The organism is Pseudoxanthomonas sp. JBR18, assembly GCF_028198165.1.
In the GTDB taxonomy this organism is placed as follows: Bacteria; Pseudomonadota; Gammaproteobacteria; order Xanthomonadales; family Xanthomonadaceae; genus Pseudoxanthomonas_A.
Map to the genome: position 1 here is coordinate 3,680,654 of NZ_CP116339.1, position 13,881 is coordinate 3,694,534.

14 protein-coding genes are annotated in these 13,881 nt (G+C 67.5%); 4 read left to right on the forward strand and 10 right to left on the reverse strand.

The window, feature by feature from the left end; all coding sequences use genetic code 11:
• Positions 1-75 precede the first annotated feature (75 nt).
• From PJ250_RS16670 to PJ250_RS16700, 7 genes are all read right to left on the reverse strand, one after another.
• Complete coding sequence (locus PJ250_RS16670) at positions 76-2,079, reverse strand: chemotaxis protein CheA (RefSeq protein ID WP_271645707.1); 2,004 nt, start codon at positions 2,077-2,079, stop codon at positions 76-78.
• Positions 2,080-2,111: 32 nt separating this feature from the next.
• Positions 2,112-2,477 (reverse strand): response regulator, encoded by a 366-nt coding sequence (locus PJ250_RS16675; RefSeq protein WP_271645708.1) that lies wholly within the window; start codon positions 2,475-2,477, stop codon positions 2,112-2,114.
• The gene (locus PJ250_RS16680; protein WP_271645709.1) at positions 2,474-2,782 is read right to left on the reverse strand and encodes an STAS domain-containing protein; all 309 of its coding nucleotides are present in this window, start codon (positions 2,780-2,782) and stop codon (positions 2,474-2,476) included. Before PJ250_RS16680 ends, PJ250_RS16675 begins: the two co-directional genes overlap by 4 nt.
• Positions 2,783-3,014: 232 nt before the next feature.
• Positions 3,015-4,268: a chemotaxis protein CheW gene (locus PJ250_RS16685; RefSeq protein WP_271645710.1), complete on the reverse strand. Its 1,254-nt coding sequence runs from the start codon at positions 4,266-4,268 to the stop codon at positions 3,015-3,017.
• The gene (locus PJ250_RS16690) at positions 4,265-5,047 is read right to left on the reverse strand and encodes a ParA family protein (RefSeq protein ID WP_271645711.1); all 783 of its coding nucleotides are present in this window, start codon (positions 5,045-5,047) and stop codon (positions 4,265-4,267) included. The genes PJ250_RS16685 and PJ250_RS16690 overlap by 4 nt, the downstream gene beginning before the upstream one ends.
• Positions 5,047-5,982, reverse strand: coding sequence for a flagellar motor protein MotD (motD, locus tag PJ250_RS16695; protein WP_271645712.1), 936 nt, complete (start codon positions 5,980-5,982; stop codon positions 5,047-5,049). The genes PJ250_RS16690 and motD overlap by 1 nt, the downstream gene beginning before the upstream one ends.
• Positions 5,983-5,991: 9 nt before the next feature.
• Positions 5,992-6,732, reverse strand: coding sequence for a flagellar motor protein (locus tag PJ250_RS16700; RefSeq protein WP_271645713.1), 741 nt, complete (start codon positions 6,730-6,732; stop codon positions 5,992-5,994).
• Between the two features lie 403 nt (positions 6,733-7,135).
• Here PJ250_RS16700 and PJ250_RS16705 point away from each other — a divergent pair, with 403 nt between their 5' ends.
• The 4 genes from PJ250_RS16705 to PJ250_RS16720 are packed head-to-tail and all read left to right on the forward strand — an operon-like array spanning position 7,136 to position 11,102.
• Entirely contained in the window at positions 7,136-8,347 is a 1,212-nt protein-coding gene (locus PJ250_RS16705) for an O-antigen ligase family protein (RefSeq protein WP_271645714.1), read from the forward strand.
• A 42-nt stretch (positions 8,348-8,389) separates the two neighbouring features.
• On the forward strand, positions 8,390-9,331 hold the full coding sequence (locus tag PJ250_RS16710; protein WP_271645715.1) for a UDP-glucuronic acid decarboxylase family protein: 942 nt from the start codon (positions 8,390-8,392) through the stop codon (positions 9,329-9,331).
• Complete coding sequence (locus tag PJ250_RS16715; protein WP_271645716.1) at positions 9,328-10,257, forward strand: glycosyltransferase family 2 protein; 930 nt, start codon at positions 9,328-9,330, stop codon at positions 10,255-10,257. The genes PJ250_RS16710 and PJ250_RS16715 overlap by 4 nt, the downstream gene beginning before the upstream one ends.
• Positions 10,254-11,102: a glycosyltransferase family 2 protein gene (locus PJ250_RS16720; protein ID WP_271648679.1), complete on the forward strand. Its 849-nt coding sequence runs from the start codon at positions 10,254-10,256 to the stop codon at positions 11,100-11,102. Before PJ250_RS16715 ends, PJ250_RS16720 begins: the two co-directional genes overlap by 4 nt.
• Before the next feature lie 143 nt (positions 11,103-11,245).
• Here the strand turns inward: PJ250_RS16720 and PJ250_RS16725 are convergent, their stop codons facing one another.
• The 3 genes from PJ250_RS16725 to cheY are packed head-to-tail and all read right to left on the reverse strand — an operon-like array spanning position 11,246 to position 13,863.
• The gene (locus PJ250_RS16725; RefSeq protein WP_271645717.1) at positions 11,246-12,859 is read right to left on the reverse strand and encodes a chemotaxis protein CheA; all 1,614 of its coding nucleotides are present in this window, start codon (positions 12,857-12,859) and stop codon (positions 11,246-11,248) included.
• A 3-nt stretch (positions 12,860-12,862) separates the two neighbouring features.
• On the reverse strand, positions 12,863-13,471 hold the full coding sequence (locus PJ250_RS16730; RefSeq protein ID WP_271645718.1) for a protein phosphatase CheZ: 609 nt from the start codon (positions 13,469-13,471) through the stop codon (positions 12,863-12,865).
• On the reverse strand, positions 13,471-13,863 hold the full coding sequence (gene cheY / locus PJ250_RS16735; protein WP_271645719.1) for a chemotaxis response regulator CheY: 393 nt from the start codon (positions 13,861-13,863) through the stop codon (positions 13,471-13,473). Before cheY ends, PJ250_RS16730 begins: the two co-directional genes overlap by 1 nt.
• Between the last annotated feature and the right edge of the window lie 18 nt (positions 13,864-13,881).

Consider the following 13,881-nt stretch of genomic DNA (forward strand, 5'->3'; position numbering starts at 1 on the left):
TCGACTTTGGTCGATCCGGACACGAAAAAGCCCCGCGCGAGGCGGGGCTTTTCAGTGACTGGAGCGTTGGCTGTGTCAGGCGGCCTGTTGGACCTTGAGCGAGCGCACCAGGCCACCGATGTCCACGATCAGGGCGACGCGACCGTCACCCAGGATGGTGGCACCGGAGATGCCGGCGATGCGGCGGTAGTTGTTCTCGATGTTCTTGACCACCACCTGTTGCTGGCCGACCAGTTCGTCCACTTCCAGCGCGATCTTCTGGCCGTCGGCCTCGACCACCACCACCAGCGGGTCGGCCTGGACGGTGCGTCCGTAGCCGTAGGCATCGCTCAGGGACATGATCGGCAGGTACTCGCCGCGGACCCGCAGCACACGGCCTTCGCCGCCCATGGTGCGGATGTCCTCGGGCAACGGCTGCAGGGCTTCGAGCACATAGGCCAGCGGCAGGATCACCGTTTCGCCAGCGACCGAGACCGTCATGCCGTCCAGGATCGCCAGGGTCAGCGGCAGGCGGATCAACACCCGGGTGCCGTGGCCGGTGCTGCTTTCCAGCTGCACCTCGCCGCCCAGTGCCTGGATGTTGCGGCGGACCACGTCCATGCCCACGCCACGTCCGGACAGGTCGGTGACCGCGTCGGCGGTGGAGAAGCCCGGGGCGAAGATCAGGTCCCAGACCTGGCTGTCGGTGGGGTTGTCCGGCACCACGATGCCGCGCTCGGCCGCCTTGGACAGGATCTTCTCGCGGTTCAGGCCACGACCGTCGTCGCTGACTTCGATGACGATGTGCCCGCCTTGGTGTGAGGCGGCCAGGGTGATGGTGCCGGTCTCGTCCTTGCCCGCGCTGCGGCGTGCATCGGGCAATTCCAGGCCATGGTCGATGGAGTTGCGGACCAGGTGCACCAGCGGATCGGCGATCTTCTCGATCAGGCCCTTGTCCAGCTCGGTGCTCTCGCCGATGGTGCGCAGGCGCACCTGCTTGCCCAGGCGGCTGGACAGGTCGCGTACCAGGCGCGGGAAGCGGCGGAATACCGCGTCCACGGGCAGCATGCGCACGCCGATCACCGCTTCCTGCAGGTCGCGCGTGTTGCGCTCCAGCAGGTCCAGGCCGGCGAACAGCTGTTCGGCATGGGCCGGGTCGATGGCGCCGGAGACCTGCTTGAGCATGGCCTGGGTGATGACCAGTTCGCCGACCAGGTTGATCAGGGCATCGACCTTGTCGACGCTGACGCGGATGGAGCTTTCGGCTTCCTGGGCAGCGGCGTTGCCTGCCGGCGCGTTGGCGGCCACGGTCGCGGCCGGTGCAGCGGTGCTGGCGGTGGGCGCGGCGGTCAGCACCGGCGGCGGCTCGACGGCCAGGCTCGGCGGCGGCACATCGCGGATCTCCAGCTCGCAGTCGTCCTCGACCCAGGCGAAGGTGTCGGCGATCGCGCTGCGGGGAATCTTGCCGATCAGGCCCAGATCCCAGGCCAGATAGGCTTCCAGCGGATCCAGGTCCTTGAAGGCCGGCAGGCGCTCGCTGCGGCACGCCACTTCCAGCGGGCCGAGGTTTTCCAGCTCACGGATGATGCGCAGCGGGTCGTTGCCGCTCATGAACATGCCCGGCGCCGGCGTGAAGGCGATCTTCCAGGCTTCCGGCTCGGCCGGTGGCGGCGCGGCTTGCGCCTTGGCCGGGCCAGCGGCGGCGGCCGGGGTGCCATCCAGCGCCTGCTGCAGGCGATCACGCACGGCCTGGACGACCTGGGGATCGGCCGGGGTGCCGTGCTCGGCTTCACGCAGCAGGGCACGCAGGACGTCGACCGAGGCCAGGATCGCATCGATGGCGTTGCCTTCGACCTCGCGCTTGCCGGCACGCAGCTCGTCGAGCAGCGTCTCCAGCACGTGGGTCAGGCCGGCCATCGACTCGAAGCCGAAGGTGGCCGCGCCGCCCTTGATCGAGTGCGCCGCGCGGAAGATCGAGTTGATGACCTCCGCATCGCGGTTGCCCTGTTCAAGCGACAGCAGGCCGGCTTCCATGGCGTCCAGGCCTTCGCGGCTTTCCTCGAAGAAGGTGGCGTGGAAACGCTGAAGGTCCATGCTCATGGCGCGAGATCCGGTTCGGAAGAAGGGAGGGGTCAGCCCAGGACTTTCTGGACGGTGGCGACCAGCTGTTCGGGGTTGAACGGCTTGACCAGCCAGCCGGTGGCGCCGGCGGCCTTGCCTTCGGACTTCTTGTCGGCCGCCGATTCGGTGGTGAGCATCAGCATCGGCGTGAACTTGTAGTCGGCCAGCTGGCGCAGCTCACGGATCAGCGAGATGCCGTCCATGTTGGGCATGTTGACGTCGGTGACCACCGCGTTGAAGCGCGAGCCCTTGGCCCGGCCCAGCGCCACCGCGCCGTCTTCGGCCTCTTCGACGGCAAAGCCGGCCGAGGTCAGTGCAAAGCTGACCATCTGGCGCATCGACGCCGAATCGTCCACTACCAAGATGCGTGCGCTCATGCCGCGTTCTCCACAGATTCCAGTTTGTCGGGGGTGGCCGGCAGGCCGAGCGTGTCGCTGACCCCCAGCAGTCGCGCCGCGTCGCGGAGCGTGTCGTTACAGGTTTCGAAAGCCGTGGGCCGGCCTTCCTTGCGGCGGGCATCGAAGAAGGCGCACAGCACCTGGACCGAAGCGGTGTGGATGCGACGGACATCGCCGGCGCCCAGGTTCACCGCCGCATCCTGGGACAGGAGCGGTGCCAGCATCTGTTTGAGGTCGGCACTGGTCTCGATGCCGAGATCCTCACCGAGTTGGACTGTGCTCATCGTTGCTCCGCACGAAATGGTTCTCACGCTGTAGCGGCCGGATTGGAAGAACCTTTAGCGTCGGATTCGTCCGCCGGCCGGGCCGGTTTGAAGACAGACGCTCGCTGAATGGGGCGCGCAGGCGTCGGGGTTGCGGATTGGCACGCGCGCGGCTTGCGTGACGGCGCTGGCGCGGCGCGCAGTGAAGCCGCCGTGGGGTCGGCGCGGGTCGCGCGGGCACGCCGGGAGGCGCTCAGTGCAGCAGGCGTTCGGCGTCGAGCAGGATCATGGGGCGCTGAGCCAGGCGCGCGACGCCGCGGAACAGGTGGTTGGAAATTCGGCAGATGCGCGCGTTGTCCGGCGGCTCGATCTGGTTCTCGGTGAGGCTGGTGACATCTTCCACGGCCGACACACGCAGGCCCAGGGTCTCGCCGTTTTCCTCCAGCACCACGATGCGCGTCTGCGCGTCGCTTTCGATCGGGCTGGCGCCCAGGTGCAGCCCTAGATCGATGACCGGGACCACCTGGCCGCGCAGGTTCATGATGCCCAGCACCGAGGGACCCGTGCCGCGCAGGGCCAGCAGCGGCGCGGGCAGGACGACCTCCTGCACCTTCAGCAGTTCCAGCGCATAGGCCTGGCTGCCGCAGCGCAGGCGCAGCCAGCGCGAGCTGCGGTCGCGGGCGCGGCGGTGCGGGGTGTTGGCGCTTTCCAGCGGCTGGGAGGGCGGCAGGAAAGATTGCAGGTTGGACGGCACGTTGGCATGCGCCGCCTGGGGCTGGGGAGGCGTCGCACGGGCGGCCGGTGCGGCCATGATCGCGGCCAGCGCCGGATCGGATTCGGCCTCGGCCAGGATCGAGGCGGCGATGTCGTCCGCCGAGGGGCCGGCCGGCGCCGATGCGGCGGGCGCAGCCATGATCGCGGCCAGGGCCGGATCGGACTCGGCTTCGGCCAGGATGGAGGCGGCGATGTCGTCCGCCGAGGGGCCGGCCGGCGCCCGCGCGGCGGGTGCCGCCATAATCGCGGCCAGCGCCGGATCGGATTCGGCTTCGGCCAGGATCGAGGCGGCAATGTCTTCGGGCGAGGGGCCAGCCGGCACCCGCGCGGCGGGAGCGGCCATGATCGCGGCCAAGGCCGGATCGGATTCGGCCTCGGCCAGGATAGAGGCGGCGATGTCTTCGGGCGAAGGACCGGTCGGCACCCGCGTGGCGGGCGCGGCCATGATCGCGGCCAGCGCCGGATCGGTTTCGGCCTCGGCCAGGACCGAGGCGGCAATGTCCTCGGGCGAGGGGCCGGTCGGCATCGGTGTGGCGGGGGTGGCCATGATCGCGGCCAGGGCCGGATCGGCTTCGGCCTCGGCCTCGGCCAGGACCGAGGCGGCCACGTCCTCGTGCAACGGAGCGACCGGTGCGGGTGCGGCGACCGCCGCGACAGGCGCCGGCGTCTCCGGCGCGGCCAGGTCGTGCAGCAGGCCTTCCAGATAGTCGTCGATGACGCCTGGCGTGCTCATGCCGCTTCCTCCATGGCCACGGCACTGCTGGCCAGCAGCCAGGCAAGAGCGCGTTCGTAGGCGGCCTGGCCACGGCTGGGCTGGGCGTTGGAGACCACCGGCACGGTCAGGGACCTGATGTTGCAGATGCGGGTATCGACCGGGACGGCCTCGGTCCAGACCCGCTCGCCGTAGGTGTCCTGCATCTGGCGCAGGGTGTCGTGGCCAGCACGGGTGCGGCGGTCAAACAGGGTCGGCAGGATCGACTGGGGCAGGGGTCGGCGGCGCGAGCGCTCCACCATGTCCACGGTGCGCACCATGCTGGTCAGGCCATGCAGGGCCAGGGGCTCGGCCTGGGTGGGGATGATCACCCGGTCGGCGGCGGCCAGCGCATTGATCATCAGCAGCCCCAGGGTGGGGGGGCAGTCCAGCAGCACGTAGTCGTGCTGGCCTGCGTGGCGGGTCAGCGCCTGCTGCAGGGCCAGACCCAGGCCGGGCTGGTTGGCGCTGCGGCGCTCCAGCGTGGCCAGGGCGGTCTGCCCGCATACGTAGTCCAGGTGTTCGATCTCGCTGTGGTGCGCAAGCGTGGTCAGGTCCGCCGGCGGGGTGCCGAACAGTTCCACCACGCCGGCCGGCGGTGGGTCGAGCGGAATGTCGAAGGCCCGCGTCAGTGAGGCGTGCGGGTCCAGGTCGATCAGCAGCACGCGCTGGCCCTGAAGGGCCAAACCGCGCCCGAGCGCGAGGGTGGTCGTGGTCTTGCCGACGCCGCCCTTCTGGTTGGCAATGGCCCAGATGCGCATCAGTTCACTCCTTCAATTGCAGCAGGGACGACGGCCGGCGCCCGGGATGCGGGTGCGGCGTCGACGGGGGTAGGGGTGGCCGGCGCGCCGGTCGCCAGGACCGGCTGGGGCGCCGGATCCTGCACCGAGGCACCGCCATCGGCCAGGATCACCAGCAACACGCGGCGGTTGGCGTTGCGGCCGGCGGGGGTGGCGTTGTCCGCGCGCGGGCGGAACTGGCCATAGCCGATCATCGACAGGCGCGCCGGGTCCACGCCCTGGTCGGCGAACAGGTGCACCACCGTGGCCGCGCGGGCGGCCGACAATTCCCAGTTGGAGGGGAACTGAGCCGTGGCGATGGGGGTGTTGTCGGTATAGCCTTCCACGCGCACGCCGTTGGGCGCGTCGCTGAGGACCGCGGCCAATGCGTCAAGGGTCTGGCGCGCGTCGTGGCCCAGCGTGGCCGAGCCGGCGCCGAACAGGATGTCGCTGTTGATCTCCACTTCGATCCACAGCTCCGAGCGACGCACGGTGATGAGCTTTTTATTAATCAGTGGCGACAGGGCGTGGCTGAGCCGGCTGGCCACCGCATCGAGCTGGCGCTGGGCGCGATCCATCTGGCCGCTGTCGCGCAGGGACACCGGCGTGGTACGGCTGCTGGACAGGCGATTGGGATCAGGCACCGAGAGCGGCGGGCTGGACTTGATCGGGGTGGGACGCTCGCCGCCGGAGCCCTGCAGCGCCTGGTCGCCCACCTGCACCGGGGCCATGGTGTGCGGCTGGCCGCCGAACGCGGTGCGCATGGCATCGGCCATGACCCGGTACTTGGCCTCGTTGACCGTGGACAGCGCATACATGACCACGAAGAAGGCCAGCAGCAACGTCATTAGGTCGGCATAGGGAATGGCCCATGCCTCGTGGTTGGCGTGTTCTTCGTGGGAGCGCTTGCGGGCCATATGCAGGACCTAATGCAAGAACCCGGCCAATTTGGCCTCGATGTTGCGCGGGTTCTCGCCCTGGGCGATGGCGATCAGCCCCTCGATGAGCATTTCCCGCTCGCCGCTGCTGTGCTGGATCACGCTCTTGAGCTTGTTGGCCATCGGCAGGAACAGCAGGTTGGCCGAGGCGATGCCGTAGATCGTCGCGGTGAAGGCGGCGGCGATGCCGTGGCCGAGCATGCTGGGGTCGGCCAGATTCTTCATGACCGCGATCAGGCCCAGCACCGCGCCGATGATGCCCAGCGTGGGCGCATAGATGCCCATGCCCTCGAACACCTTGGCGGCGGCCAGGTCGCAATGCTCCTGGCCCTCCAGGTCGATCTCCAGCATGTGCCGGATGGCCTCGGGCTCGACCCCGTCCACCAGCATCTGCAGGCCCTTGCGCACGAACGGATCGGCCTGGCCGCCGACCTGGTCTTCCAGGCCCAGCAGGCCGCTGCGGCGCGCGGTGTTGCTCCACTCCACGATCTGGCCGAGCAGTGCGTCGCGGTTGTTGGCCGGCGGCTGGATCACCCAGCGGGCGATCTTGAAGGCCCGCCGGAACACCGCCGGCGGGGTATGCACCAGGATGGCCGCCACGGTCCCGACGATCACGATGACAAAGGCGGCCGGCGACCAGAGCGCGGCGATCCCCGCGCCCTTGAGAATGCTTCCCCCCACCAGCGACGCGATCGCCAGCAGCAGGCCGGTGAGACTGAGCTTATCCATGCAGACGGTATCGGCACCATGCGCGCTGACTTGATACGCAAGCCAGGCCGAGCGTGCGCGAGCGTCGGAAAACCGGCGCTGGGGCTCATGCCGCCGCGGCGCCGTCCGCTAGGTGCAAGCGAATCGCGAGCAAGCCCGGAAGCGCCCGGCATTGGTCCACACAATCTCGTCGATTATTCCTTAAAATCGAGATGCGTCAGCCGATCAACCCGCCGAAATGAGCCTGTGAGCCCCTCAATACGCACCGCCCCGTTCCGCTCAGCACAGACCTGCAGTCGTGGCGGTTCCACGCCGAATTGGACGAGTCATTGAGCAGACTTGCTGAATTGATGAGGTCGGGTGCGCGTTGATGGATGAGAGACAAGAGGTCGGTGGCGGAGGCTGCCGGCCGAAGTCCGGGCTCATGGCCAGGCGCGACCGACCGCTGAATTGGCGATCCGTTTGTCGGGCGCTGTTGGGCATCGGCCTGATCTGGCTGATGGTCGGGATGGCCTTGATGCCGTCCGCGATCTCCTTCAACCCGGGCCGCGGCTTCCAGCGCAGCCTGTTCGTGTTGCTCTATCTTCCTTCGTTGATTTTGGTGCTGGCCGACAGGGCGCAGGTCTGGAGGCGGGCCTGGCAGCAACCTGTGTTCAAGATTTATCTTCTGCTGTGCGCGTGGGCGCTACTGACCCTGGTGTGGGGCAAGGCCGAGCGGCCGGGCAATGAGATCGGTCGACTCTGCACCGTGACACTCTTCATCCTGGGATGGCGCGCCTGGGCGGGACAGAGCGGGGTGGCTGAGAAGCGCCTGCTGCTTTTGAGTGGTCTCTTGATCGGCGGCTGTGCGTTGTTCTACAGCATCCGGTTCATTCTGGGCATGCCGCATGCGGGCGAGGGTGCGCGCATCGCCGCCGCGGGGGTGGTAGGGACTCCGAACTATGCGGCCGCGTACATGGGTGTGGCCTGTCTGTGGTTAGCACAGGTGCCGCTGGGCCGGAAGGGCGGGGTGTGGCAGTGGTTGCGTGGCATCGCCGTAGCGGCGCTACTGGTGTTCATCGCGCTGACCCAGTCTCGCAGCATATGGGCGGCCTTGCTGGCCAGTGTGCTGCTGGCTCCCCTGTGGACCCCCGGCCGACGCAGCCGCTGGGTCGCGCTGACTGCGGCAGTGCTGGTTGTGCCAGCTAGCCTGGCGGCGCTTCCGATCCTTCTGCAGCGTGGCGTCTCGTTCCGGCCGCAGATATTCCAGCAGGCGATGAGTCTGGTCGGACACCATCCCCTGGGCGGTCAGGGCCTGGGAAGCGATTTCCTCCTGCACGTCGGGCGGGAATCTTTCACTCATAGCCACAATCTTTTCACGCAGGCAGCGATCCAGCTGGGTTTGCCAGGCTTGACCTTATTAGTTTCGCTCTGGGTGGCGGTGACGTGGCAAGGATGGCGCCATCGCAGGGACTGGCGCGGTCGGTTGATGTTGTCGCTGTGGTTGTTCGCTACGGTTGCCCTGCAATTCGACATGCCCCAGCTGCTCGACAGCCCACGACCGGGTTGGTTGTTGATCTGGTTGCCCGTGGCACTCGCGCTTGGGTTGGTCGATCGATCGCGCCCGCCGGATTGGTCACGGCGAGACGTGCAGTAAACTGGCCGCCATTTCGCTGGCATCGGATCTAGATCGACTGTCATGAGCAGAACATTGGTGACCGGCGGAGCCGGATTCTTGTGCTCAAGCTTGTGCGACCGGCTGCTGCAGGACGGGCATGACCTGTTATGCGTCGATAATTTCTACACCGGTTCCAAGCGCAACATCGCGCATCTAATCGGCAACCCCTATTTCGAGTTGATGCGACACGATGTGACTTTTCCGCTTTATGTGGAGGTCGATCGCCTCTTCAATCCGGCCTGCCCGGCTTCGCCTGTGCACTACCAGAACGACCCGGTGCAGACCACCAAGACTTCGGTTCATGGCGCTATCAATATGCTGGGTCTGGCCAAGCGCCGCGGCGCGCGGATTCCGCAGGCGTCGACGAGCGAGGTCTATGGTGACCCGGAGATCCATCCGCAGGAGGAAAGCTATTGGGGCCGGGTCAACCCGATCGGCGTGCGTAGTTGCCACGACGAGGGCAAACGCTGCGCCGAAACCCTCTGTTTCGACTACCACCGGCAACATGCGCTGGACATCAAGGTGGTGCGCATCTTCAACCCCTACGGCCCGCGCATGCAGCCCAACGACGGGCGGGTGGTCAGTAATTTCATCGTGCAAGCGTTGCGCGGCGAAGACATCACCATCTACGGCGATGGCAGCCAGACCCGCAGCTTCTGCTATGTCGATGACCTGATCGAGGCGATGGTCCGCACGATGGAAACGGGTCCGGAGTTCACCGGCCCGGCCAATATCGGCAATCCGAGCCAGTTCACGATCCGCGAACTGGCCGAGAAGGTGGTCAGCCTGGTCGGAGGCCGCTCGCGCCTGTTGTTCCAGTCATTGCCCTCGGACGATCCGCGCCAGCGGCAGCCGGATATTGCCCTGGCGCGCGAGGCGCTGGGTGGCTGGCAGCCCACGGTTCCGTTAGATGATGGGCTCAGGCACACGATTGCCTACTTCCGCGAGCTGCTCCACGCATGAGTCAGGCTCAAACCCCGTGCGTCTCGGTGGTTGTCACCAACTACAACTATGGCCACTTCGTCTGCGAGGCAGTGGACAGCGCGCTGGCGCAGCATCATCTGCCGTTGGAAGTGATCGTGGTGGATGATGGCTCTACCGACGGTTCGTTGGAACTGTTGCGCGAACGTTACGGCGAGGACGCACGGGTGAAGCTGTTGCCGGGTGTCAACGGCGGACAACTGTCCGCTTTTGTGCGTGGTCTGGCGCAGGTCCAGGGTGAATGGGTGTGTTTCCTCGATGCCGACGACCGCTGGGGCGCGGACTATCTGAGCAGCATCGTCGGTCTTATAGGACATCGCCCCGACGTGGACTTCGTGTTCTCTGATGTATGCCTGATCGGCAATGAGCAGGGTCGCCAAGGGTATGCCGATCAGGCACTGGACCTGGGCTACACTGCGTTGAGCACCTGGGTAACCGGCTACTGGCATGGCGCACCGACCTCGGCTCTGGCGATGCGGCGCACGCTGGCCCAAGAGGTATTGACGCTGCCGGCGGAGGTGGTCGCGCATTGGCGCATCTCGGCCGACAACGCCTTGGTGTTCGGGGCCAGCGTGCTGGGCGCGCGCAAGTACTATCTGCCGACCGGTCAGGTCGATTATCGCATCCATGGCGGCAATGGCTGGTGGCACGACCAGGCCAGGGCCGGTCAGTTTGCCGCCAAGTTCCGCTCGCGCAGTTTGATCAACCTCTATGCGCAGCGCATGCGGCTGGATGTGCTGGCACTGGATCTGGTCAAAATGGAGTTCCAGTCACGGCCCCAGACTGACTGGGTGCACGCCAGTCACTATGCCAGGATCGCGCTGCGCGGCAGCGCGCCCTGGTGGAAGCGTGTCGAGCGTGCGCTGGCGATCCTGCGACGTGGACTAAAGGGGCGACGCCGGGGATGAGGGTCTCCCTGATCATCCCAGTGTACAACTGGCCGCAGGCGTTGGCGCGCGTGCTGGACAGCGTAGCGGGCCAGCGCCGGCTGCCGGACGAGGTGATTGTGACCGACGATGGCTCAGGCGACGACACTTCGGCGCTGGTGGCCGAAAGCGCCCGCAGCTTCCCCGTGCCGTTGCGCTATCTGTGGCAGGACGATCTGGGCTTTCGCGCCGCTCGTGCGCGCAACCGCGGCATCGCGGCCGCATGCGGAAATTACATCATTCTCATCGATGGTGACATGCTGCTGCACCCTGCATTCGTCGCTGATCACCTGGCCTTTGCCGAACCTGGGTTTTTCCTCCAGGGAGGGCGGATCAAGGCCACCGATACCGCAACCGCGCGCCTCTTGGACGGCCAATCGCCTGTATTCGCTCCGTGGTCGGCCGCCGACTTCTCCGCCTCCGATGGTCTACGTCGGCATTACGCATGGCACGCTCCGCTACTGGCTCGCTGGAAGACGCGCAGCAGCAGTGGCGGCCGGGTGATGAGCTGCAACATGAGCTTCTGGCGCGAAGACCTGCTGAAGGTCAACGGCTTTGACGAGCGAATGGAAGGCTACGGCGCGGAAGATCGCGAGTTGGCGGCCAGGCTGGGCAACGCCGGGATCCGCCGGCGCGCGCTGAAGTGGGCTGCGCTGGCGGTGCACCTGGAGCACCGTTCCCGGGCACAGCCAGACGTGGACGATATGCGCCTGCCCAACAACCGCCTGTTCCGCGCCACCCAGCAGGAGGGCCTGGTCTGGTGCGAGCGAGGCATTGCCGATCACTTGGTCGAGCTCGGCGACGGTGATGCTTCAGACCGCGCATGAGACGGGCCCCAGGCGCCACGAGATAACGTCGATGGCCAGCAGGGCACCGAAGAACGCTGTCATGCGCGTCAAAGCGGCGCGGGATGGACTATTCACGACGGGTCGCGGCCTCGCTGAGATGCGGGGCCGCTTGAGGGTTCGGATCAGCTCCGCAGGCCGTCCACGTCCAGGATCAGGGCCAGGCGGCCGTCGCCGATGAGGGTGGCACCGGCATAGCCGGGCAGGCCTCGCAGGGAACGCGGCAGCGGCTTGATGACCACTTCCTCGCGGCCGCGGACCTGGTCGACGACCAGGCCGACGCGGGATTCGCCAGCCTGCAGTACCACCACGGTCAGCAGCGGGCAGCTTGGGGCATCCAGGCCCAGCCACTGGCGCAGGTCCACCAGCGGCAGGGTGTGCGAGCGGCGGTCAAGCACCGCGCGGCCGTCGAACCAGCCCAGCGAGGACTGCGGCGCGTGCAGCACCTCGACCACGCGGGCCAGCGGCAGAGCATAGACGTCCGCGCCAGCCTGGACCAGCAAGGTGGGCAGGATTGCCAGGGTCAGCGGCACGCGGATCAGGAAGCGGCTGCCGCGGCCCAGTTCGGACTGGATGGTGATCTGGCCGCTGAGTTCGCGGATGCGGGACTGGACCACGTCCATGCCCACGCCGCGTCCGGAAATGTCGGTGACCTCGGTCTTGGTCGAGAAGCCCGGCAGGAAGATCAGGTGCAGGCATTCCTCGGTGCTCAGGCGCGCGGCGGCTTCCGGATCGATCAGGCCCTTTTCGCGGGCCTTGGCGCGCAAGCGCTCGGGATCGATGCCGGCGCCATCGTCCTGCACCTCGATGCTGACGTAGTCGCCTTCCTGCTGGGCCGACAGGCGCACGTGGCCGCTGCGCGGCTTGCCCGAGGCCTCGCGCAGGGCGGGCGCCTCGACGCCATGGTCGATGGAGTTGCGCACCAGATGGACCAGCGGATCGGCCAGGGCCTCGACCAGGTTGCGATCCAGCTCGGTGTCGGCGCCGACCAGTTCCAGCTCGACTTCCTTCTCCAGGGTGCGGGCGACATCGCGCGCCACCTTGGGGAAGCGCGAGAACACCTTGCCGACCGGCTGCATGCGGGTGCGCATCACCGCGGTCTGCAGGCGCGCGGTGGCCACGTCCAGGCCGCTGACGGCGCGATCCAGTTCTTCGTCCTTGAGCCGGATGCGCAGGGTCTTGAGGCGATTGCGGGCCAGGACCAGTTCGCCGATCAAGTTGACGATGGCATCCAGGCGCTTGGTGTCCACGCGGACGGTGTGCTCGGCTTCGGCCGGTTTGGCCGCCGCGGCCTGGGCCTTGGGCGCGGCAGGCGCCGGCGCCGCCACGGGCGTGGGTTTGCTGGGCGCCGCGGCCGGGACGTCGCCGGCCGCGAACTGCGCGATCAGCGCCGGCGGGGCCGGCGTGAGCGGCTGTCCGCCGGAAAAGGCGTCCAGCATGTCCTTCAGGTAGTCCAGCGACTGCTGGGCGGCGTCGAAGTGGCGCGCCTGCAGCGTGGTCTGGCCGGCGCGCGCCATGCCCAGGGTTTCCTCGGCGGCGTGGCACAGCTCGACCATCGGGTGGATCGCCAGGAACCCGGCGCCGCCCTTGAGCGTGTGGAAGCCGCGGAACACGGCGTTGAGTTGCTCCGAATCACCGGGCGCCTGTTCCAGCGCGACCAGCTGCTCGCCCAGGCGCTCCAGGATTTCCTGGGCCTCGATGATGAAGTCGGCAGCGATGTCGTCGGGAACGGCGCTCATGGCTTACAACCCGAGGTTGGAGAGCAGGTCATCGGCGTCGTGCTGGGACACGCCGTGCTTGTCCAGGCCGGCCAGGGCAGGGCCCGCCAGGCCATTGGCCACCGGCGATCCCTCCTTGGGAGGCAGGCCCAGCGCGCCGAAGCCTTCATGCACACGGCGCACGATGCCGGCCACGCGGCGGATGATCTGTCCGGTCAGGTCCTGGAAGCTCTGGGCCAGGGCCATCTCGGTGAGGTTGTGGCGGATGCGGTCCAGGATTTCGCCCTGGTCGGCGTTCAGGCCGCCGGCGCGCAGCTGGTCGGCCAGGGTGCGGCATTCCTCGGCCAGGTCTAGGGTGCGGTGGCTGGCCTGTTCGGTCATGGCCACCACGTGGTCCAGGCGCGAGCAGGCATCGTCCAGCTCGCCGGCTTCGCTCGGCACGGTGGGCAGGTCGCCCAGGGCCTGGCCCAGGTCGCGTGCCAGCCGGCTCAGCCCCTGCATCATCGGCTTGGTGCGCCAGGCGGCCAGGGTGTCGATCTCCACCCGCCAGGCGCCCTCGTCGCCGCTTTCCAGCGCGTCCAGGGCCCGCTGCAGGCTCTCGATGAGCGCGCCGCGCTCGGTCGTGGCGTTCATCAGGCGGCCGCTCCCAGGCGTTCGAAGATCTTGCCCAGCTTTTCTTCCAGGGTCTGGGCGGTGAACGGCTTGATGATGTAGCCGCTGACGCCGGCCTGCGCCGCCTCGATGATCTGCTCGCGCTTGGCCTCGGCGGTGACCATCAGCACCGGTAGGTGCTTGAACTTGTCATCGGCGCGGATGTTGCGCAGCAGGTCGATGCCGGTCATGCCGGGCATGTTCCAGTCGGTGACCACGAAATCGAACGGCGATGCCCGCAGCGCCGCCAGGGCGCTGTTGCCGTCTTCGGCTTCGGCGGTGTTGGTGAAGCCCAGATCGCCGAGCAGATTCTTGACGATACGTCGCATCGTCGAGAAATCGTCCACGATCAAAATCCGCATGTTCTTGTTCACCGCTGACTCCTAGGTTCT